The organism is Burkholderia sp. Ac-20345 (genome assembly GCF_017104825.1).
Lineage (GTDB): Bacteria > Pseudomonadota > Gammaproteobacteria > Burkholderiales > Burkholderiaceae > Burkholderia > Burkholderia lata_B.
Window position 1 is genome coordinate 1 of sequence record NZ_JAAGPO010000101.1, and the last position, 21,222, is coordinate 21,222.

Annotated in this window: 16 protein-coding genes and 1 rRNA gene; 16 read left to right on the forward strand and 1 reads right to left on the reverse strand. The window is 65.6% G+C overall.

What is annotated here, in order from left to right:
* The first annotated feature begins 3 nt into the window (after positions 1-3).
* From rrf to G3O06_RS29150, 3 genes are all read left to right on the forward strand, one after another.
* Positions 4-116: ribosomal RNA gene (gene rrf / locus G3O06_RS29140) — 5S ribosomal RNA — on the forward strand.
* Positions 117-558: 442 nt separating this feature from the next.
* The gene (locus G3O06_RS29145; RefSeq protein WP_174972164.1) at positions 559-2,634 is read left to right on the forward strand and encodes a molybdopterin oxidoreductase family protein; all 2,076 of its coding nucleotides are present in this window, start codon (positions 559-561) and stop codon (positions 2,632-2,634) included.
* Between the two features lie 136 nt (positions 2,635-2,770).
* Positions 2,771-4,444: a long-chain fatty acid--CoA ligase gene (locus G3O06_RS29150; protein WP_174919080.1), complete on the forward strand. Its 1,674-nt coding sequence runs from the start codon at positions 2,771-2,773 to the stop codon at positions 4,442-4,444.
* A gap of 279 nt (positions 4,445-4,723) precedes the next feature.
* Here the strand turns inward: G3O06_RS29150 and G3O06_RS29155 are convergent, their stop codons facing one another.
* Complete coding sequence (locus G3O06_RS29155) at positions 4,724-5,881, reverse strand: porin (RefSeq protein WP_174916795.1); 1,158 nt, start codon at positions 5,879-5,881, stop codon at positions 4,724-4,726.
* A 276-nt stretch (positions 5,882-6,157) separates the two neighbouring features.
* Here G3O06_RS29155 and coq7 point away from each other — a divergent pair, with 276 nt between their 5' ends.
* From coq7 to G3O06_RS29220, 13 genes are all read left to right on the forward strand, one after another.
* Positions 6,158-6,784: a 2-polyprenyl-3-methyl-6-methoxy-1,4-benzoquinone monooxygenase gene (gene coq7, locus G3O06_RS29160; RefSeq protein ID WP_205818321.1), complete on the forward strand. Its 627-nt coding sequence runs from the start codon at positions 6,158-6,160 to the stop codon at positions 6,782-6,784.
* A gap of 385 nt (positions 6,785-7,169) precedes the next feature.
* Complete coding sequence (gene mraZ / locus G3O06_RS29165; RefSeq protein ID WP_006487094.1) at positions 7,170-7,598, forward strand: division/cell wall cluster transcriptional repressor MraZ; 429 nt, start codon at positions 7,170-7,172, stop codon at positions 7,596-7,598.
* A 23-nt stretch (positions 7,599-7,621) separates the two neighbouring features.
* Complete coding sequence (rsmH, locus tag G3O06_RS29170) at positions 7,622-8,563, forward strand: 16S rRNA (cytosine(1402)-N(4))-methyltransferase RsmH (protein ID WP_205818312.1); 942 nt, start codon at positions 7,622-7,624, stop codon at positions 8,561-8,563.
* Positions 8,560-8,901, forward strand: coding sequence for a cell division protein FtsL (gene ftsL / locus G3O06_RS29175; protein WP_174972162.1), 342 nt, complete (start codon positions 8,560-8,562; stop codon positions 8,899-8,901). Before rsmH ends, ftsL begins: the two co-directional genes overlap by 4 nt.
* Positions 8,898-10,745 carry a penicillin-binding protein 2 gene (locus G3O06_RS29180; protein ID WP_205818313.1) on the forward strand — a complete coding sequence of 616 codons (1,848 nt, stop codon included), beginning with the start codon at positions 8,898-8,900 and terminating at the stop codon, positions 10,743-10,745. The genes ftsL and G3O06_RS29180 overlap by 4 nt, the downstream gene beginning before the upstream one ends.
* Positions 10,742-12,280, forward strand: coding sequence for a UDP-N-acetylmuramoyl-L-alanyl-D-glutamate--2,6-diaminopimelate ligase (locus G3O06_RS29185; protein WP_205818314.1), 1,539 nt, complete (start codon positions 10,742-10,744; stop codon positions 12,278-12,280). Before G3O06_RS29180 ends, G3O06_RS29185 begins: the two co-directional genes overlap by 4 nt.
* Positions 12,277-13,683, forward strand: a complete 1,407-nt coding sequence (murF, locus tag G3O06_RS29190; RefSeq protein ID WP_174972156.1) for a UDP-N-acetylmuramoyl-tripeptide--D-alanyl-D-alanine ligase — start codon at positions 12,277-12,279, stop codon at positions 13,681-13,683. Before G3O06_RS29185 ends, murF begins: the two co-directional genes overlap by 4 nt.
* Before the next feature lie 16 nt (positions 13,684-13,699).
* Positions 13,700-14,869 (forward strand): phospho-N-acetylmuramoyl-pentapeptide-transferase, encoded by a 1,170-nt coding sequence (gene mraY / locus G3O06_RS29195; protein WP_174916800.1) that lies wholly within the window; start codon positions 13,700-13,702, stop codon positions 14,867-14,869.
* A 28-nt stretch (positions 14,870-14,897) separates the two neighbouring features.
* Entirely contained in the window at positions 14,898-16,412 is a 1,515-nt protein-coding gene (gene murD / locus G3O06_RS29200; RefSeq protein WP_205818322.1) for a UDP-N-acetylmuramoyl-L-alanine--D-glutamate ligase, read from the forward strand.
* Positions 16,409-17,692, forward strand: coding sequence for a putative lipid II flippase FtsW (gene ftsW, locus G3O06_RS29205; RefSeq protein ID WP_174916802.1), 1,284 nt, complete (start codon positions 16,409-16,411; stop codon positions 17,690-17,692). Before murD ends, ftsW begins: the two co-directional genes overlap by 4 nt.
* Positions 17,689-18,792 carry an undecaprenyldiphospho-muramoylpentapeptide beta-N-acetylglucosaminyltransferase gene (gene murG, locus G3O06_RS29210; RefSeq protein WP_174916803.1) on the forward strand — a complete coding sequence of 368 codons (1,104 nt, stop codon included), beginning with the start codon at positions 17,689-17,691 and terminating at the stop codon, positions 18,790-18,792. Before ftsW ends, murG begins: the two co-directional genes overlap by 4 nt.
* Positions 18,793-18,871: 79 nt before the next feature.
* Positions 18,872-20,269: a UDP-N-acetylmuramate--L-alanine ligase gene (gene murC / locus G3O06_RS29215; RefSeq protein WP_174916804.1), complete on the forward strand. Its 1,398-nt coding sequence runs from the start codon at positions 18,872-18,874 to the stop codon at positions 20,267-20,269.
* Between the two features lies 1 nt (position 20,270).
* Positions 20,271-21,212 (forward strand): D-alanine--D-alanine ligase, encoded by a 942-nt coding sequence (locus G3O06_RS29220; protein ID WP_011350841.1) that lies wholly within the window; start codon positions 20,271-20,273, stop codon positions 21,210-21,212.
* Positions 21,213-21,222 lie beyond the last annotated feature (10 nt).

Here is a 21,222-nt window from a genome sequence, read left to right on the forward strand (position 1 = left end):
TTGCCTGATGACCATAGCGAGTCGGTCCCACCCCTTCCCATCCCGAACAGGACCGTGAAACGACTCTACGCCGATGATAGTGCGGATTCCCGTGTGAAAGTAGGTAATCGTCAGGCTCCCTAAGCCAAGAACCCCCGCCCGAAAGGCGGGGGTTTTTGCATTTCAGCGGCGGAAATACATGGGGGATCGGGATGGGCGGCCTGGCTGAAGTTTCCACCTCACCCCTTCCACGTGCAACCAATCGCAGCTGCCGGTTCCCTGATTGGTAGATATCATTCGCGATCCCTTCGTCTATTGATCGTATCTCCGATCAAAGCTGCACTTCCTTCTTCCTCGTGTATCGGTTGGCACCGCCGTGCATGATCTGCTTTTCATCGTCGCCGACGAGTGGCGGATTGACCATGCAAGTCCCCCTGCGGAAGAAGCACGGGACCGCCGAAACTCCGCCACTTCCTCCAATCGCTTTTCGGTCAGATCACGCAGAATCCGCACGAAATGAACGCTTTATTCGGCGTGTCCACGTAAAATTTGCGGATCCCCATCCTTGCACTCAAAACGATGAACGCCGCCATCCAGGTAGCCCGGGCCGTTTGCCCGCATGATTGTCCGGACACGTGCGCAATGCGTGTGACTGTCGAAAACGGCAAGGCGATCAAGGTCACGGGCGATCCCGACCATCCGCCGACACAAGGCGTGTTGTGCACGAAAGTCAGCCGATATGCCGATCGCGTTCATCACCCCGACCGCCTCACCGTCCCGCTCAAGCGCATCGGCGCGAAAGGGGAAGGGCATTTCGTACCGATCAGTTGGGACGAGGCGTTCGATGAGATCGGCCGTCGTCTCGGTGAAATCGCGGCGCGCGCACCCGAAGCGATCATGCCCTACAGCTACGCCGGGACGATGGGGCTCGTGCAAGGGGAGGGCATTGCCCAGCGGTTCTTCCACAAGCTCGGCGCGTCGCGGCTGGAGCGCACGATCTGCGCGGCGGCCGGTGCAGCGGGGTTGCGTTACACCTATGGTGGCAGTCTTGGCATGCACCTCGAGCATTTCGAGGAAAGCGAACTGATTCTGATCTGGGGGGCGAACCCGATCGCGTCGAGTCTGCACTTCTGGACGCGCGCGCAGGAAGCGAAGCGCCGAGGCGCACGTCTGGTCGCGATCGATCCGTACCGTTCGCTGACAGCGGAGAAGTGCCATCAGCATATCGCATTGAAACCCGGCACCGATGGCGCGTTCGCACTCGGCATGATGCACGTGCTGATTACCGAAGACCTGCTCGATCACGACTACATCGCCAGCCATACGCTCGGTTTCGACGCGCTCAAGGAGCGGGCGATGTCCTATCCGCCGGAGCGCGTCGCGCAGATCTGCGATATCGACGCGTCGGAGCTGGTCGACCTTGCGCGTCGTTACGGCGCTACCCGCAAGGCATCGATCCGCCTCAACTATGGCATGCAGCGCGTTCGCGGCGGTGGCAACGCCGTACGCGCGATCGCAAGCCTGCCTGCGCTGACGGGGGCATGGCGGGATCGCGCTGGCGGGCTGTTGCTCTCGTCGTCGGAATCCGCACCGGTCAACCAGGCGGCGCTGCTGCGCCCGGATTTGATGCCGGGTTGGCCGCACACGCTGCCGCGCATCATCAACATGAACGCGATCGGCGACGCGCTGTTGCACCCGGGCGATGCAGCCTTCGGGCCGAAAGTCGAGGCGGTGATCGTGTACAACTCGAATCCGGTAGCCGTCGCGCCGGATTCTTCGAAGGTCGCCGCGGGGTTCGCGCGCGACGATCTGTTCACGGTCGTTCTCGAGCATTTCAAGACAGATACCGTCGATTTCGCCGACATTGTGTTGCCCGCAACCACGCAACTCGAGCATCTGGACATCCACAAATCGTACGGCCACACCTACGTGATGGCGAACCTGCCGTCGATTTCCCCGGTGGGAGAAGCGCGGCCGAATACGGAGATCTTCCGCGGCATCGCGCGCAGCATGAGGCTCGACGAGCCCGCGCTTTATCACAGCGATGAAGAGGTCGCACGTGCGGCGCTCCGCTGGGACGATCCCGCGCTCGACAGCGATTGGGACACGCTGAAGCGCGATGGCTGGCTGAAGCTCAAGCTGCCGGAGGCGCCGTTCGCGAATGGCGGTTTCCGTACGCCGTCCGGCAAGTGCGAGTTCTATAGCCCGCGGCTCGAGCAGATGGGCGTGGACCCCGTGCCCGACTACCTGCCGCCGTTCGAGTCTGCAGAAGCCGCGCCTGAGCTCGCCGCACGCTATCCGCTCGCGATGATTTCGCCACCGGCTCGCCACTTCCTGAACAGCACGTTCGTGAACGTCGACAGCCTGCGTCATACCGAAGGCGAGCCGCATCTCGACATCCACCCGTCCGACGCAGACGTGCGCGGCATCGTCGAGGGCGACCTTGTACGCATCTTCAACGACCGCGGATCGATGCAGGCGCTCGCGAGAATTACCGATCGCGCACGTGCAGGGCTCGTCGTCGGGCTGTCGATCTGGTGGAAGAAGCTGTCACCGGACGGCAGGAACGCGAACGAGGTGACGAGCCAGGCGCTCACCGATCTTGGCAATTCGGCGACGTTTTACGATTGCCTTGTGGAAGTTGAACGCATTTGATCGGATATCACCGTATGATCAGACGATTTTCCACGGAAGTTCGAAGTGGACATCTAACCCTGTTGTCTCGGGACGGTCGAGCCGTTACGATGCGTTTTAGCACGACCATTCGAAAATCTGTGAGGAGACGCGCAGTATGGACAAAATTTGGCTGAAATCGTACCCACCCGGCGTTCCAGCCGAAATTGACGCGTCTCCTTATCCCTCTGTCCCAGACCTGCTCGACGAAAGCTTCCGGCAGTATCGCGACCGCACGGCGTTCGTCTGCATGGGCAAGGGCATCACGTACGGTGAACTCGACAAGCTGTCGCGCCAGTTCGGCGCCTGGCTGCAATCGCGGGGGCTGGCGCGCGGGGCGCGCGTCGCGATCATGATGCCGAACGTGCTGCAGTATCCCGTGGCGATCGTCGCGGTACTGCGCGCGGGCTACACCGTCGTCAACGTCAACCCGCTCTATACGCCGCGCGAGCTCGAACATCAGCTGAAGGATAGCGGTGCGGAGGCGATCGTCATCCTCGAGAATTTCGCGTCGACGCTGCAGGCCGTCATCGCGAATACGAGCGTCAAGCACGTTGTCGTCGCATCGATGGGCGATCTGCTGGGCATCAAGGGATGGCTCGTCAACTACGTCGTGCGCAACGTGAAGAAGATGGTGCCTGCCTGGCAGCTGCCGTCGTTCACGCGCTTCAAGGCCGCGCTGTCGGAAGGCGCGCGTCAGGCATTCAAGGCGCAGAAGGTCGGCCCCGACGACGTCGCGTTCCTGCAATACACGGGCGGTACGACGGGCGTCGCGAAGGGCGCGACGCTGCTGCACCGGAACATCGTGTCGAACGTGCTGCAGGCGGGCGCCTGGCATCATCCGGCGCATGAGAAGTTTCCGGAGGTGAAACAGTTCGTGACGGTTGTCGCGCTGCCGCTGTATCACGTGTTCGCGCTGACCGTCTGCGGTTTCCTGACGCTGCGTACGGGCGGCATGGGCATCCTGATCCCGAACCCGCGCGACATCGCGGGCATGATCAAGGAACTGAAGGGCTACCAGATCTCGACGATCCCGGCGGTCAACACGCTGTACAACGCACTGCTGAACCACCCGGAATTCAACCAGCTCGACCTGTCGAAGCTCGTGATCGCCAACGGCGGCGGCATGGCGATCCAGGAAGGCGTCGCGAAACGCTGGTATGAAAAGACCCATACGGCGATCATCGAAGGATACGGGCTGTCCGAAACGTCGCCGGTGGCGACCTGCAACCCCGTGACCGCGACCGAATACAGCGGGACGATCGGCTTGCCGCTGCCGTCGACCGAAGTGGCGATTCGCGACGACGCGGGCAACGACGTCGCGCTCGGCGAACCCGGCGAGATCTGCATTCGCGGGCCGCAGGTGATGGCCGGCTACTGGAACCGGCCGGACGAGACCGCGAAGGTCATGTTCGCGGACGGCTTCTTCAAGACGGGCGACGTCGGCGTGATGGATGCGCGCGGTTACGTGAAGATCGTCGACCGGAAGAAGGACATGATTCTCGTATCGGGCTTCAACGTGTATCCGAACGAAGTCGAGGACGTGGTGGCGTCGCACCCGGGCGTGTTCGAGGTGGCGGCGGTCGGCGTGCCCGACGAGCATTCCGGCGAAGCCGTGAAGCTGTTCATCGTGAAGAAGGATCCGGCGCTTACCGACAAGGACATCCTGGCCTACTGCAAGGAGCGGCTCACCGGCTACAAGCGGCCGAAGCTGGTCGAGTTCCGTACCGAGCTGCCGAAAACGAACGTCGGCAAGATCCTGCGGCGCGAACTGCGCGACGGACGCGCGTAACGCCGCAGTCGATCGAATGGAAAAGCCCGGCTTGTGCCGGGCTTTTTTTGTTTGCTGCGCGGCCCCGGCGAGGCTGTATTCGAACGACGCGGCTTCCGGAATGGGTTTGCGGTGGCGGCGGTGCGTTTCGACGCGGCAGGGACGGCATGGCGTCCCCTGCGACCAGCTTGTCGCAGCCGGTACGATTCGCCGCGCTCCAGCTTTGCGGCTTTACCGACCGGAAAAGAAAAAGGCGCCCGAAGGCGCCTTCAATATGCTGCGGCTTGTCAAACAAGCTGATTAGAACTTGTGACGGATACCGACGCGTGCCGCGACCTGGTTGCTGGTGCTCGAACCGCTGAGACCATTGATCGCTGCCGTCGCCTTGACGACGTTGCCTTCTGCGTCGAGCGCATTGCCCGATGCATGCTGGTACACGCCGATCACGTAGACGTCCGTGCGCTTCGACAGGAAGTAGTCGACGCCGACCGAGCCCTGGTGGTACTTGGCTGCCGAGGCGCTGTCGATCTTGCTGCCTTGCGTGTAGTCGTACGCTGCGCCGAGGATCAACGCCGGGGTCAGCTGATACTTGAAGTTGATTTCGCCGTTGTTGAACGTCGCCGTCTGGTTCACGTACGGGCCAACCGAGAAGCCCTTGAACTTCGTGTTCGAGTACGTCGCGCCGATCGTCGCCGCGCCGAACGTGTACGCACCGCCCGCACCGATGACCTGGTACGTGTTCGCGTTGTTCGCGTACGCGCCGTAGACCGGCGACGTGACCGGAGCAGCCGAAGCCGTCGAACCATTGTTGAACATGCCGCCGGCGTTGCCCGGCGTACGTGCGTTCAAGTAGCCGACGCCCAGGACCAGCGGGCCGTTGTTGTAGCCTGCGCCGAGCGACCAGACCTGGTTCTTCGAGAACTGGCCTGCGATGCCGCCGAGGCTGTACAAGCCGCCGAACGAGAAGCCGGAGTAGGTCGGGCTCGTGTACTTGATCGCGTTGTTCACGCGGTACGCGTTGTTGAAGTTGTCGAGGTCACCCGGGTGAGCGGCGATGTAGCCGCCCCACTGGTCGCCAGCCTCGAGCGGGCCGACGAAGTCGACGACGGAGTCGTATTGACGACCCAGCGTGACCGTACCGTACTGGCTCGACAGGCCGACGTAAGCCTGACGACCGAACATCAGGCCGCCCTGACCGAGCTTGCCGCTGTTCACGTCGAAACCGTTTTCGAGGGTGAAGATCGCCTTCAGGCCGCCACCGAGGTCTTCGGTGCCGCGCAAGCCGAAGCGGCTGCCTTGCATCACGCCGCTGGCCATGCTGTACAGGTGCTTGCCGCCTGCGTTGTTGTTGAAGAGCAGGCCTTCATCGATGATGCCGTAAAGCGTCACGCTGCTTTGCGCATGGGCAGCGCCAGCGAACGCGCCCAGCGCGACGAGCGCGAGAAGCGACTTTTTCATTAACGGATCTCCAAAATTCACTGAATTTTTCTGGCGGGGCGGATAGTTATGTTCTGTTGACGGGCCCCATCAACTTCGCAAGAAGTCGCACGTAATGTAGCAAAACCGTTTTTTGCCACAAAGCGAAATGCCGCAGCTCAAGGTCGCCATGTTTCCTTTATGCAACAATGGTTAAAATCACGGGTTAACCGCAATTTCCGCTGAATAATCAAGTCGGTTACGCAGCGGACTCGTGCCCTTGCCGCTCGCGGCAGCACCTGCAGCCAGGAGAACAGGATAGTGTTTGATGAACTGATCAGTGAATTCGATCGCGGCCTGCGATCGCTGACCGGCATTAGCCGGATGAGCCGGCCGGTGCCCGCGCCGGCCGAGGCGCCGGCCGTCGAAATGACGCCTGCGGAGCGCACGCATGCCGCCGGGCTGATGCGCGTGAACCATGTCGGCGAGGTCTGCGCGCAGGCGTTGTACCAGGCGCAGAAACTCACCGCGCGCACGGCGTCGGCAAAGGCGATGTTCGAAGAGGCTGCGCGCGAGGAGGAGGACCACCTCGCGTGGACTGCGCACCGCCTGAAAGAGCTCGACTCGCGCCCGAGCCTGCTGAACCCGCTCTGGTATGCGGGTTCGCTCGCGATCGGCGTCGCGGCCGGCGCGCTCGGCGACAAGGTCAGCCTCGGCTTCATGGCCGAGACCGAACGGCAGGTCGAGAGCCATCTCGAAGGCCATATGTCCGAGTTGCCGGCGGCCGATACTGCGTCGCGCGCGATCGTCGACCAGATGCGTATCGACGAAGTGAAGCACGGCAAGGCCGCGGCCGACGCAGGCGGGATCGAGCTGCCGCTGCCCGCACGGATGCTGATGCGCGCCGCATCGAAAGTCATGACGAGCACTGCGTACTATCTGTGAGATTCACACCGGGGCGATGCGTGACGTCGCCCCGGTTCCCACCGCTGATACCGCCCGTTTATTCCTCGTTTTCCCGCCCCCGAAAGCCCCGTCCGCACACCCGTCTGGCCCGTCTTTCTCACGTATCACCTTCACAAGTTGCACTAGCTCATTCATTTATAACGGTTTTTGGAATGAGGGGCCGCATGAGCATGTGCGCGTAAGTCCTTGTTCTAACTAACAAAATTCGTCAAAAAAGCGGGCCGCTCCCTTGACCGTGCCACACCCTTCCTCTAAAGTGGGAGACAGTGTGAGAAAGTGTATTTTTGTGTGATTTGGCGGGCTATTCCGGCTAAATTCTCAGCATGTAGCGGGTGCTTCGGTGCCCTGAACGGGAGAGCGGAAAGTGTTCCAAGGGGCGTCGGCGCTGACGCTCGATGCGAAAGGGCGGATGTCGGTGCCGGCTCGCTATCGCGAAGCGCTGCAAGGACAGGCAGAAGGACGGGTGACTGTGACCAAGCACCCGGACGGCTGCCTGTTGCTGTTTCCGCGCCCCGAATGGGAAGTATTCCGCGCCAAGATCGCCGCGCTGCCGATGGACGCGCACTGGTGGCGGCGCATTTTTCTCGGCAATGCGATGGATGTCGATCTCGACAGCGCGGGCCGGATTCTCGTATCGCCCGAGCTGCGCATGGCAGCCGGACTGGAAAAGGAAGTCATGTTGTTGGGAATGGGTAGTCACTTCGAGCTGTGGGATTCGCAAACCTACAACGCGAAGGAGCAGGCAGCGATGGCGCAGGGCATGCCCGACGCGCTGAAGAATTTCACGTTCTGATTGCGGTGACGGAGACGCCCGCGATGGGAAACGAATTGCAGCATCGGACCGTGTTGTTGGACGAAGCGGTCGACTCGCTCGTGACGCGACCGGACGGCATCTATGTCGACGGCACGTTCGGGCGCGGCGGCCATAGCCGCGCGGTGCTCGCGCGGCTGTCGCCGGCCGGGCGGCTGATCGCGTTCGACAAGGATCCGAGAGCGATCGAGACGGCGCAGGGCATCGAGGATGCGCGCTTCTCGATCGTGCATGACAGCTTTGCATCGATGCGCGACGCGCTTGCGGCGCGCGGCGTCGAGAAGGTGTCGGGTGTGTTGCTCGACCTGGGCGTGTCCTCGCCGCAGGTGGACGATCCGGCGCGCGGCTTCAGCTTCCGCGCCGATGGTCCGCTGGACATGCGGATGGATCCGACGCGCGGCGAGTCGGCGGCGGAATGGCTCGCACGGGCTTCGGTGCAGGAATTGACGGAGGTGATACGGGATTATGGGGAAGAACGGTTTGCTTTTCAGATTGCAAAGGCGCTTGTTGCTCGCCGGGCAGAGTCCGACCGTCTTGGGCCTCTCGACACCACGGGCGAGCTTGCCCAAATCGTGGGTCACGTCGTCAAAACCCGTGAGAAGGGCAAGGATCCGGCAACCCGCACCTTTCAGGCTATACGGATTCACGTCAATCAAGAGCTTGCGGACCTGCAAGTCGTACTAGACGCGGCACTGTCGTTGCTGGATCAAGGGGGGCGGCTGGTGGTCATCAGCTTTCATTCACTCGAGGACCGGATCGTCAAGCGATTCATGCAGGCGCACGCGAGTGCGCCTGCGGTCGATCGTCGCCTGCCGATCCGTGCCGTCGACCTCCCGAGTCCGCCGCTCAAGATCATCAGCCGCCAGTTTCCAAGTGACGCGGAAGTCGCCGCGAATCCGCGCGCCCGCTCCGCCGTGATGCGCATTGCGGAGCGCGTCACGCCATGAGCCGCTTCAATATCTTCCTGCTGATCATCGTGATGGGTTGCGCGCTGTCGGTCGTCAATTCGACGAATCAGCAGCGCCAGATCTTCATCCAGCTGCAGCGCGCGCAGTCGCAGGAGCGTCAGCTCCAGCAGGACTACGCGCAGCTTCAATATCAGCAGAGCGCGCTGTCGAAGACGTCGCGCATCGAGCAGCTCGCGAACGATTCGCTGAAGATGCAGCCGATCACGACCGGCCGCACGCAATACCTGACGCTGTCGCCGGGCGCCGCGAAGGCGATCGACGCACCGATCCCGGCGTCGGCGGACACGGTTGGCAAGGGCAAGGGGGGCGCGCGATGAAGCCGTCCCAGAAGCGCCAGAACGTGAAGTTCTCGTCCAGCCCCGTGCTGGGCGTGCATCTGCCGATGTGGCGCTCGAAGCTCGTCGTGTTCATGCTGTTCATGGCGTTCGTCGCGCTGGCCGCGCGTGCGTTCTGGATCCAGGGGCCGGGCAACGCGTTCTACCAGAAGCAGGGCGAAAGCCGCTACCAGCGCACGCTCGAGCTGCCGGCGACGCGCGGCAAGATTCTCGACCGTAACGGGCTCGTGCTCGCGACGAGCCTGCCGGTGCGCGCGATCTGGGCGATTCCCGACGCGGTGCCGGACGATCTCGATGCCGACAAGGTCAACCAGCTCGGCAAGCTCCTCGGCATGACGCCGAAGGAACTGCGCGTGAAGCTGTCGGAAGACAAGGGGTTCGTCTACGTCAAGCGCCAGGTGCCGCTCGACGTCGCGGACAAGGTCGCCGCGCTCGACATTCCCGGTATCAATCAGCGCAACGAATACAAGCGCTTCTATCCGGAAGGCGAGATCACCGCTCACCTGATCGGTTTCACGAACGTCGAGGACGAAGGGCAGGAAGGCGTCGAACTGGGCGACCAGAAGATGCTGTCCGGCACGTCGGGTGTGCGGCGCGTGATCAAGGACCGGATGGGGCACATCGTCGAGGACGTCGCGGAGCAGATCCCGCCGCACAACGGTACCGACGTCGACCTGTCGATCGACAGCAAGATCCAGTACATCGCGTACGCGAACCTGAAGGCTGCCGTCGAGAAGTTCAAGGCGAAGGCCGGCGCGGCGATGGTCGTCGACGTGCGCACCGGCGAGGTGCTCGCACTCGTCAACTACCCGACGTACAACCCGAACGACCGCTCGCGCATGACGGGCGAACAGCTGCGCAACCGGATCATGACCGACGTGTTCGAGCCGGGCTCGATCATGAAGCCGTTTACGGTGTCGCTCGCGCTCGACCTGCACCGCGTGACGCCGAACACGCTCGTCGAGACGGGCAACGGGCATTTCGTGCTCGACGGCGCGCCGATCACCGACGACGCGGGTTTCGGCACGCTGACGGTCGGCGGCGTGATCCAGAAGTCGAGCAACATCGGCGCGACGAAGATCGCGATGACGATGCGGCCCGAGGAAATGTGGAATATGTATACGAGCATCGGCCTCGGCCAGGCGCCGAAGGTCGGATTCCCGGGTGCGGTGGCCGGCCGCCTGCGTCCGTGGAAGAGCTGGCGCCGCATCGAGCAGGCGACGATGTCGTACGGCTACGGCCTGTCGGTGTCGCTGTTCCAGCTCGCGCGTGCGTACACGGCGATCGCGCATGACGGCGAGCTGATGCCCGTGACCATTTTCAAGACCGACCCCAACCAGCCGGTCGTGGGTACGCAGGTGTTCAACCCGACCACCGCGCGCGAAGTGCGCGCGATGCTCGAGACGGTGGTGGCGCCGGGCGGCACGTCGCCCGATGCGGCCGTGCCGGGCTATCGCGTCGGCGGCAAGAGCGGTACCGCGTACAAGCATGAAGGTCACGGCTACACGCGCAAGTACCGCGCATCGTTCGTCGGGATGGCGCCGATGCCGAATCCGCGCATCGTCGTCGCGGTGTCGGTCGACGAGCCGACAGCCGGCAGCCACTTCGGCGGCCAGGTGTCCGGCCCCGTATTCTCGGCGATCGCCGGCGATACGATGCGTGCGCTGAACGTGCCGCCGAACATGCCGATCAAGCAGCTCGTCGTGTCTGACGATTCGCCGGCAGCACCTTCCGCGACGGGGCCGCAAAAGCTGGCCTCGGGTGGCGGTGCGAAGCATATGATCGTGTCCAGCACGACGCGTAATTCACCAGGAGTTGTTCGATGAGCGCCGCTCGCAGTTCCCATCCGGCGCATCAGCAGATCGCAGCCGCGCTTGCGTGGCTGCGTCAGCATGTGGCACCCGCAGCGCAACTGCATGCCGACACGCGCAGCCTCAAGGCTGGCGACGTGTTCGTCGCGTATGCAGTCGACGGGGCAGACAATCGTGCCTTCATTGCCGACGCCGTCGCGCGTGGTGCGGCCGCCGTGCTGTATCAGCCGGAAGGGCTGGCCGCTGCGCCGGCGGTGCCCGTTGCACTGGCCGTACCGGCGCTCGACCAGCTCGCCGGCGAAATCGCCAGCGGCTGGTACGGCGACCCGAGCGACAGCCTGCTCGCGGTGGGCGTGACCGGCACGAACGGCAAGACCTCGTGCACGCAATGGATCGCTACGGCGCTGACGGCGCTGCACCAGCCGTGCGCGGTGATAGGCACGCTCGGCAGCGGGATGCCCGGCCACCTCGTGCCGACGGGTTTCACGACCCCTGACGCGCCGCAACTGCAGCGCAGCCTCGCGCAATTGCGCGACGCGGGCGCGAAGGCCGTGGCGATGGAAGTGTCGTCGCACGCGCTGCACCAGGGGCGCGTGAACGGTACGGCCTTCGACATCGCGGTGTTTACGAACCTCACGCAGGATCACCTCGACTATCACGGCACGTTCGATGCGTACGAGGCCGCGAAGGCGAAGCTGTTCGCATGGCGTGGCCTGCGCGCGGCGGTCGTCAATCGCGACGACGCAGCCGGCCGGCGCCTGCTCGAGAAACTCGCCGGCCGCGTGCGCACGATCGCGTACGGGATCGGCGACGCGCCGGCGCCTGACGCCGATCGCGAACTGGCCGCGCTCGACGTGCGCGCCACCGCGACCGGCACGGCGTTCCGTCTGCGTTCGTCATGGGGCGACGCCGACGTCGAGGTCGGCACGCTCGGCACGTTCAACGTCAGCAACCTGCTCGCGGTGCTCGGTTCGCTGCTCGCGGCCGACGTGCCGTTCGATGCGGCGCTCACCGAGATCGCACGGCTCGAGTCCGTGAACGGCCGGATGCAGCGGCTCGGCGGCCGGCTGCAGAATGACGAACCGCTCGTCGTGATCGATTACGCACACACGCCCGACGCGCTCGAAAAGACGCTCGACGCGCTGCGCCCGATCGCCACGGCGCGCGGCGGCCGGCTCGTCTGCATGTTCGGCTGCGGCGGTGATCGCGATGCGACGAAGCGCCCGCTGATGGGCGCGATCGCGGAGCGGTTCGCCGATGAAACCGTCGTCACGAGCGACAACCCGCGCAGCGAGGATCCGCAGCGCATCATCGACCAGATCGTCGCGGGCATGACCGCGCCCGATCACGCACGCCGTATCGAGGATCGCGCAAGCGCGATCCTGCAGGCCGTGCGCGGCGCGGCACGCGAGGATGTCGTCGTGCTGGCCGGCAAGGGCCACGAGGCCACGCAGGAAATCATGGGCAAGAAACGCACGTTCTCCGACCAGGATCACGCGCGGCTCGCGCTGGCAGCGCGCGCGACGCACGGCAAGGGAGGCGCCGAATGACGATGCTCAGTCTCGACGAAGCCGCTCGCCTGATCCCCGGCGCAACCGTCCACGGCGACGCGGGCGTCACGTTCGACCGCGTATCGACGGACAGCCGCACGGCCGGCCCCGGCGACCTGTTCGTCGCACTGAAAGGCGAGCGCTTCGATGCGCACGACTTCCTCGGCGACGTCGCTGCACGCGGTGCTGCTGCGGCGCTGGTCGCGCACGTGCCGGCGGGCGTTACGATCCCGGCGATCGAAGGCGGTGAAACGCGTGCCGCACTCGGCGCGCTTGCGCATGGCTGGCGCAAACGATTCGCGCTGCCGCTCGTCGCAGTGACGGGCAGCAACGGCAAGACGACCGTCAAGGAAATGATCGCGTCGATCTTCGCGGCGGCGGTCGGCGCCGACGCACGGCTCGCGACGGCCGGCAACCTGAACAACGACGTCGGCCTGCCGCTGACGCTGCTGCGCCTGTCGGCCTCGCATCGTCTCGCGGTGATCGAGATCGGGATGAACCACCCGGGCGAGACCGAAGTCCTCGCACGCCTCACGGCGCCGACGGTCGCGCTCGTCAACAACGCGCAGCGCGAGCACCAGGAATTCATGGCGACGGTCGAAGCCGTCGCGCTCGAACACGCGGCCGTGATTCACGCGCTGCCGCCGGACGGCATTGCGGTGTTCCCGGCCGATGACGCGTACGCGGGTATCTGGCGCGTCGCGGCGACCGGCAACCGGATCCTCGATTTCGCGCTGCACGATGCCGAACGGCAGAACGACGCGCAGGTCACGGGCCGTCTGCACGGCGGCGAACTCGCGATCGACACGCCCGCGGGCGCCGTCACGGTGCGGTTGCGCGCGCTCGGCGAGCACAACGCACGCAACGCGCTGGCCGCGACGGCCGCGGCGCTGGGCGCCGGCGTCGCGCTGTCGGCGATCAAGCAGGGCCTCGAATCGTTCGAGCCGGTCAAGGGCCGGCTGCAGGTGAAGCAGGCGATCGCAGGCAGCCTCGCGGGTGCGACGGTCGTCGACGATACGTACAACGCGAATCCCGATTCGATGCGTGCCGCGATCGACGTGCTCGCCGCGCAGTCGGCGCCGCGCGTGCTGGTGATCGGCGACATGGGTGAGGTCGGCGACGAAGGGCCGGCCTTCCACCGCGAGGTCGGTGCATACGCACGCGAGCGCGGGATCGACGCGCTGTTCGCGCTCGGCGACGCGTCGCGCGATGCCTGCACGGCGTACGGCGACACGGCCCGTCATTTCGATGACGTCGGCGCGCTGGTCGGCGCGCTGCTCGCGGCGGGCTACGGCGCGCAGGCGACGCTGCTCGTGAAGGGCTCGCGGTACATGAAGATGGAGCGCGTGGTCGACGCGCTGACGAACCAACCCGCGGCGGGCACGGCGCCCGCTGCACACTGAGTAGAAGGAAGGAAGCATGCTGCTGGCGCTGGCGCAATGGCTGCAAGGAGACGCAAGCTTTTTGCGCTTGTTCACGTACCTCACATTCCGTGCGGTGATGGCCACCATCACCGCGCTCGGGATCGGGCTCGTGTGCGGACCGTGGGTGATCCGCAAGCTGACGCAAATGAAGGTCGGTCAGGCCGTGCGCAAGGACGGTCCGCAGACGCACCTGGTCAAGTCCGGCACGCCGACGATGGGCGGCGTGCTGATCCTGATCGGGATCGCGGTCGCGACGCTGCTGTGGGGCGACCTGACGAACCGTTTCATCTGGATCGTGATGCTCGTCACGTTCGGTTTCGGCGTGATCGGCTGGGTCGACGATTACCGCAAGGTCGTCCACAAGGACCCGCGCGGGATGTCGTCGCGCGAGAAGTATTTCTGGCAGTCGGTGATCGGGCTGTTCGCGGCCGTCTACCTCGCGTTCAGCGTGTCCGAAGCGAACAACGTGCGCGTGTTCGACCTGTTCATGGCGTGGGTGAGGAGCGGCCTGTCGATGGGGCTGCCGGCACGCGCCGACCTGATGCTGCCGTTCCTGAAGTCGATCAGCTATCCGCTCGGCGTCTGGGGCTTCATCGTGCTGACGTACTTCGTGATCGTCGGCGCGAGCAATGCGGTGAACCTGACCGACGGCCTTGACGGTCTCGTGATCATGCCGGTCGTGCTGGTCGGCGCGTCGCTGGGTGTGTTCGCGTACGTGATGGGCAGCGCGGTCTATTCAAAATACCTATTGTTCCCGCACATCCCGGGCGCGGGCGAATTGCTGATCTTCTGTTCCGCGATGGGCGGGGCAGGGCTCGCGTTCCTCTGGTACAACACGCACCCCGCGCAGGTGTTCATGGGCGACGTCGGCGCGCTGGCGCTCGGCGGCGCGCTCGGCACGATCGCGGTGATCGTGCGCCAGGAAATCGTGCTGTTCATCATGGGCGGCATCTTCGTCGCGGAAACGCTGTCGGTGATGCTGCAGGTTTCGTGGTTCAAGTACACGAAAAAGCGCTACGGCGAAGGGCGGCGTCTGCTGAAGATGGCGCCGCTGCATCACCATTTCGAATTGTCCGGCTGGAAGGAAACGCAGGTGGTCGTGCGTTTCTGGATCATCACGCTGATGCTGTGCCTGTTCGGTTTGACCACCCTCAAGCTGCGGTAAAGGAAAGGTAACAAGGATGTCTGGCGAGATGTTTGGAGATCGGCAACGGCCGATGGTGCTCGTACTGGGGCTCGGGGAATCGGGTCTCGCGATCGCGCGATGGTGCGCGAGGCACGGGTGCCGGCTGCGTATTGCCGATACCCGCGAGGCGCCGCCGAACCTTGCCGCGCTGCAGGCCGAAGGCATCGATGCGGAATTCGTCGGCGGGGCGTTCACGCCTGCGCTGCTCGACGGCGGCGTCGAGCTCGTCGGGCTGAGCCCCGGACTGTCGCCGCTCGAACCGGCACTCGCGGCGCTGGTCGCGGCCGCGAACGAACGTGGCGTCGCGGTGTGGGGCGAGCTGGAGTTCTTCGCGCAGGCGCTGCGCGCGCTCGGCACGAGCGGTTACCAGCCGAAGGTGCTCGCGATCACGGGTACCAACGGCAAGACGACGACGACGAGCCTCACGGGCCTGCTGTGCCAGCGCTCGGGCAAGAAGGTTGCCGTCGCGGGCAACATCAGCCCGGCGATGCTCGACCGGCTCGCCGGTGCGATCGACGAAACCGCGTTGCCCGACGTATGGGTGCTCGAACTGTCGAGCTTCCAGCTCGAGACCGCGCGCACGTTCGCGCCCGATGCGGCCGCGATCCTCAACATCACGCAGGACCACCTCGACTGGCACGGCAGCTTCGACGCGTATGCGCAGGCAAAGGGCCGGATCTTCGGCGCGACGACCACGCGCGTGCTGAACCGCGACGATGCGGCCGTGATGAAGTTCGCGCCGGCAGCCGGCGCGGCCGATGCGCCGCGCACGGTCACGTTCGGCCTGAACGAACCGGTGCAGGACGGCGACTACGGGCTGTCGCGTGACAACGGCATCGCATGGCTGGTCGAAGCCGTCGATCGTGACGCACCGGACGAAGCGGCGATGACGACCCGCCGGCGCAAGCGCGACGCCGCGCATACGCCCGACATCGCGCAGAAGCGCCTGATGCCGGCCGATGCACTGCGTATCCGCGGGCTGCACAACGCGGCGAACGCGCTGGCCGCATTCGCGCTAGCCCGTGCGATCGACCTGCCGGCCGCGCCGCTGCTGCATGCGCTGCGCGAATACCGCGGCGAGGCACATCGCGTCGAAGTGATCGCGACGATCGACGACGTGGACTACGTCGACGACAGCAAGGGCACGAACGTCGGCGCGACGGTTGCCGCGCTCGACGGCCTCGCGCAGAAGATCGTGCTGATCGCGGGCGGCGACGGCAAGGGACAGGATTTCGCACCGCTGGTCGCGCCGGTCGCGCGCTGGTGCCGCGCGGTGATGCTGATCGGCCGCGACGCGCCGGCGATCCGCGACACGCTCGCCGAAACGGGCGTGCCGCTCGCCGACCACGCGACGCTCGAAGGCGCGGTGCACGCGGCGGCCGACCTCGCGGAGCCCGGCGATGCGGTGCTGCTGTCGCCCGCCTGCGCGAGCCTCGACATGTTCAGGAACTACGCCCATCGCGCGGATGTGTTCCGTGCGGCGGTCGACGAAATCGCCATCGACAAAGGAGCGACGCCATGAGCTGGTCTGATCGCCTCGTGTCCCGTTTCAACGATCGCCGCGACACCGGCGGCAATGCCGCGGGCGGCCGTGTCGCGTCCGCCACGCGCGCCGCGACGGGCGGCCTCGCGAGCGTCGTCAATGGCGTGCGCCCGAGCCGTTCGCGGATGCTCGACTTCGACTACTCGCTGCTGTGGGTCGCGATCGCGCTGCTCGGGCTCGGCGTCGTGATGGTGTATTCGGCGTCGATCGCGATGCCCGATTCGCCGAAATACGCGTCGTATCACGATTACGCGTTCCTGATGCGCCACTGCATTTCGCTCACGGTCGCGTTCATCGCGGCGGTGATCGCGTTCCGCGTGCCGGTGTCGACGTGGGACAAGTACGCGCCGCATCTCTTCCTGATCGCGCTCGTCGGCCTCGTGATCGTGCTGATCCCGCACGTCGGCAAGGGCGTGAACGGTGCGCGCCGCTGGATTCCGCTCGGCATCACGAACATGCAGCCGTCGGAAATCATGAAGCTCGCGGTGACGATCTACGCGGCGAACTACACGGTGCGCAAACAGGAATACATGCAGAGCTTCGCGAAGGGCTTCCTGCCGATGGCGTTCGCGGTCGGCCTGGTCGGTGCGCTGCTGCTGCTCGAGCCGGACATGGGCGCGTTCATGGTGGTCGCGGCGATCGCGATGGGCGTGCTGTTCCTCGGCGGCGTGAACGGCAAGCTGTTCGGCGGCCTCGTCGCGACGGCGGTCGGCACCTTCACGATGCTGGTGTGGCTGTCGCCGTGGCGTCGCGAGCGGATCTTCGCGTATCTGGATCCATGGGACGAGCGCTATGCGCAGGGCAAGGCGTACCAGCTCACGCACTCGCTGATCGCGTTCGGCCGCGGCGAGTGGTTCGGCGTCGGCCTCGGCGGCAGCGTCGAGAAGCTGAACTACCTGCCGGAAGCGCATACCGACTTCATCCTCGCGGTGATCGGCGAGGAGCTCGGTTTTGTCGGCGTGCTGGTCGTGATCCTGCTGTTCTACTGGATCGTGCGCCGCGCGTTCGAGATCGGTCGCCAGGCGCTCGCGCTCGATCGCACGTTCGCGGGCCTCACCGCGAAGGGCATCGGCATCTGGTTCGGCGCGCAGACCTTCATCAACATGGGCGTGAACCTCGGGCTGCTGCCGACCAAGGGCCTGACGCTGCCGCTCGTGAGCTACGGCGGCTCGGGCATCTTGCTGAACTGCGTCGCGCTCGCGGTGCTGCTGCGGGTCGACTACGAAAACCGGGTGCTGATGCGCGGAGGGAAGGTATGACCGCGTCGCAACGCACGCTGATGGTGATGGCAGGCGGCACCGGGGGCCACGTGTTCCCGGGGCTCGCGGTCGCGCACCGGATGGAAGCGGCGGGCTGGCGCGTCGTGTGGCTCGGCAATCCGGCCGGGATGGAAGCGACGCTCGTGCCGAAGCACGGCATTCCGATGGAGTACGTGCGGTTCGGCGGGCTGCGCGGCAAGGGCCTGAAGACCAAGCTGACGCTGCCGTTCAACCTGCTGCGCGCATGCGGGCAGAGCCTCGCGGCGCTGCGCCGCGTGCGGCCCGACGTCGTGCTCGGAATGGGCGGCTACATCACGTTCCCGGCGGGGGTGATGACTGCACTGTCGGGCCGTCCGCTCGTGCTGCATGAACAGAATTCGATCGCGGGCCTGACGAACAAGGTGCTCGCGAAATTCGCGAAACGCGTGCTTGTCGCGTTCCCCGGTGCGCTGCCGCACGCGGAATGGACGGGTAACCCGATTCGCGCGGAACTTGCGCGCACGGAAGCGCCCAAAGCACGCTATGCATCGCGCAGCGGCCCGCTGAACGTGCTGGTCGTCGGCGGCAGCCTCGGGGCGGCCGCGCTGAACGAAGTCGTGCCGCGCGCGCTGGCGATGCTGACGCCGGGCGAACGCCCGCGCATCGTGCATCAGGCCGGCGCGAAGCACATCGACGCGCTGAAGGCGAATTACGAAGCGGCCGGTTTCGCGGCCGGCGAAGACGTGCGGCTCGTGCCGTTCATCGACGACATGGCGGCCGCGTATGCGGCGGCGGATCTCGTGATCTGCCGGTCGGGCGCGATGACGGTGTCGGAGATCGCGGCGGTGGGCGTGGCGGCGCTGTTCGTGCCGTTCCCGTATGCGGTCGACGATCACCAGACGAACAACGCCGCGTTCCTCGCCGATGCGGGTGGGGCGGTATTGGTGCAACAACGCGACCTGTCGGCGGAACTGCTCGCCGACTGGTTGCGCGGCCAGTCGCGGGCGTCGCTCGCGGACATGGCGGAACGTTCGCGCTCGCTGGCGAAGCCCGAGGCCACCGACGAAGTCGCGCGCGTATGCGCGAAGGCGGCCGGCGCGAACCTGGAAGAACTTAAATGAAACAACCCCCACGCTCACTTCGTTCGCTGCCCCCCGAGGGGGCGGTCAGCCTCCTTGGGGCGGCCCGGCGGAGGCTGACATGAAACACATCGTCAAACACATTCATTTCGTCGGGATCGGCGGCGCGGGCATGAGCGGCATCGCCGAAGTGCTCGTCAACCTCGGCTACGAGGTCAGCGGCTCGGACCTGTCGCGCAACGCGGTGACCGATCGTCTCCAGGCGCTCGGCGCACGGATCGCGATCGGCCACGACGCGGCGAACATCGAGGGCGCGAACGCGGTCGTCGTATCGACGGCCGTGCGCTCGGACAACCCGGAAGTGCTGGCCGCGCGCGCGAAGCGCGTGCCGATCGTGCAGCGCGCAGTGATGCTCGCGGAGCTGATGCGCCTGAAGCAGGGCATCGCGATCGCCGGCACGCACGGCAAGACCACGACGACGAGCCTCGTCGCGAGCGTGCTCGCGGCGGGCGGTCTCGATCCGACCTTCGTGATCGGCGGTCGGCTGATCAGCGCCGGCGCGAACGCGCGGCTCGGCACGGGCGACTTCATCGTCGCCGAGGCCGACGAATCGGACGCGTCGTTCCTGAACCTGTATCCGGTGATCGAAGTCATCACGAACATCGACGCTGACCACATGGACACCTACGGCCACGATTTCGCGCGGCTCAAGCAGGCGTTCATCGAATTCACGCAGCGCCTGCCGTTCTACGGCAGCGCGGTCGTGTGCGTCGACGATCCGAACGTGCGGCAGATCATCCCGTTCATCTCGAAGCCGGTCGTGCGCTACGGGCTGTCGCCGGACGCGCAGGTGCGTGCCGAAGACATCGATGCGCGCGACGGCCGCATGCATTTCACGGTGATCCGCGAAGGGCGCGCGCCGCTCGCGGTCGTGCTGAACATGCCGGGCCTGCACAACGTCCAGAACGCGCTCGCGGCGATCGCGATCGCGACCGATCTCGGCGTGTCGGACGACGCGATCCAGCTGGCATTGGCGGAATTCAACGGCGTCGGCCGGCGCTTCCAGCGCTACGGCGAAGTGCCGACCGCGGACGGCGGCCAGTACACGCTGATCGACGACTACGGCCATCACCCGGTCGAAATGGCAGCGACGATCGCGGCCGCGCGCGGTGCGTTCCCGGGCCGTCGCCTCGTGCTGGCGTTCCAGCCGCACCGCTACACGCGCACGCGCGACTGCTTCGACGATTTCGTCAACGTGCTGTCGACGGTCGATGCGCTGGTGCTGACGGAAGTCTACGCGGCCGGCGAGGCGGCGATCTCGACCGCCAACGGCGACGCGCTGTCGCGTGCGCTGCGCACGGTGGGGAAGGTTGACCCGGTGTTCGTCGCGACGGTCGACGACGTGCCGGACGCATTGGCGAAGGTCGCGCAGAACGGCGACGTGGTGATCACGATGGGCGCGGGTTCGATCGGCGGCGTGCCGGCGAAGGTTGCGCAGCACACTCAACAGAAGGCATGACATGAGCGGGATTGATCCGAAACGTTTCGGCAAGGTGGCGGTGTTGTTCGGCGGCGAGTCCTCGGAGCGCGAGGTGTCGCTCACGTCGGGCAAGCTCGTGCTGCAGGGCCTGCGCGACGCGGGCATCGACGCGCACCCGTTCGACCCGGCCGAGCGCCCGCTGGCGGCGCTGAAGGACGAAGGGTTCGTGCGCGCGTTCAATGCGCTGCACGGCGGCTACGGCGAGAACGGCCAGATCCAGGGTGCGCTCGATTTCTACGGCATTCGCTACACGGGCAGCGGCGTGCTCGGGTCGGCGCTCGGCCTCGACAAGTTCCGCACGAAGCTCGTGTGGCAGCAGACCGGCGTGCCGACGCCGCCGTTCGAGACGGTGCTGCGCGGCGACGACCTCGCCGCACGCGCGACGGACATCGTCGCGAAGCTCGGCCTGCCGCTGTTCGTGAAGCCGGCGAGCGAGGGCTCGAGCGTCGCGGTGCTGAAGGTGAAGACGGCCGACGCACTGCCGGCCGCGCTCGCGGAAGCCGCGACGCATGACCCGATCGTGATCGTCGAGAAGAGCATCGAAGGCGGCGGCGAATACACCGCATGCATCGCCGGCGATCTCGACCTGCCGGTGATCAAGATCGTGCCGGCCGGCGAGTTCTACGACTATCACGCGAAGTACATCGCCGACGACACGCAATACCTGATTCCGTGCGGGCTGCCTGCCGACAAGGAAGCGGAGCTCAAGCGCGTCGCGCGCCGTGCGTTCGACGTGCTCGGCTGCACCGACTGGGGCCGTGCGGACTTCATGCTCGACGCCGACGGCAACGCGTACTTCCTGGAAGTGAACACCGCGCCGGGCATGACCGACCACTCGCTGCCGCCGAAGGCCGCGCGCGCGGTCGGCATCAGCTATTCGGAGCTGGTCGTGAAGGTGCTGTCGCTCACGCTCAACGACTGACGCAGGAACG

Excerpts from the sequence above, each read along its gene's own strand:
- ftsW (WP_174916802.1), top strand. The coding sequence starts at position 16,409 with ATGAGCTGGTCTGATCGCCTCGTGTCCCGTTTCAACGATCGCCGCGAC.
- G3O06_RS29180 (WP_205818313.1), top strand. The coding sequence starts at position 8,898 with ATGAAGCCGTCCCAGAAGCGCCAGAACGTGAAGTTCTCGTCCAGCCCC.
- rsmH (WP_205818312.1), top strand. The coding sequence starts at position 7,622 with ATGGGAAACGAATTGCAGCATCGGACCGTGTTGTTGGACGAAGCGGTC.
- murG (WP_174916803.1), top strand. The coding sequence starts at position 17,689 with ATGACCGCGTCGCAACGCACGCTGATGGTGATGGCAGGCGGCACCGGG.
- G3O06_RS29155 (WP_174916795.1), bottom strand. The coding sequence starts at position 5,881 with ATGAAAAAGTCGCTTCTCGCGCTCGTCGCGCTGGGCGCGTTCGCTGGC.
- murD (WP_205818322.1), top strand. The coding sequence starts at position 14,898 with ATGTTTGGAGATCGGCAACGGCCGATGGTGCTCGTACTGGGGCTCGGG.
- G3O06_RS29220 (WP_011350841.1), top strand. The coding sequence starts at position 20,271 with ATGAGCGGGATTGATCCGAAACGTTTCGGCAAGGTGGCGGTGTTGTTC.
- G3O06_RS29185 (WP_205818314.1), top strand. The coding sequence starts at position 10,742 with ATGAGCGCCGCTCGCAGTTCCCATCCGGCGCATCAGCAGATCGCAGCC.
- murF (WP_174972156.1), top strand. The coding sequence starts at position 12,277 with ATGACGATGCTCAGTCTCGACGAAGCCGCTCGCCTGATCCCCGGCGCA.
- G3O06_RS29150 (WP_174919080.1), top strand. The coding sequence starts at position 2,771 with ATGGACAAAATTTGGCTGAAATCGTACCCACCCGGCGTTCCAGCCGAA.
- G3O06_RS29145 (WP_174972164.1), top strand. The coding sequence starts at position 559 with ATGAACGCCGCCATCCAGGTAGCCCGGGCCGTTTGCCCGCATGATTGT.
- ftsL (WP_174972162.1), top strand. The coding sequence starts at position 8,560 with ATGAGCCGCTTCAATATCTTCCTGCTGATCATCGTGATGGGTTGCGCG.
- murC (WP_174916804.1), top strand. The coding sequence starts at position 18,872 with ATGAAACACATCGTCAAACACATTCATTTCGTCGGGATCGGCGGCGCG.
- mraY (WP_174916800.1), top strand. The coding sequence starts at position 13,700 with ATGCTGCTGGCGCTGGCGCAATGGCTGCAAGGAGACGCAAGCTTTTTG.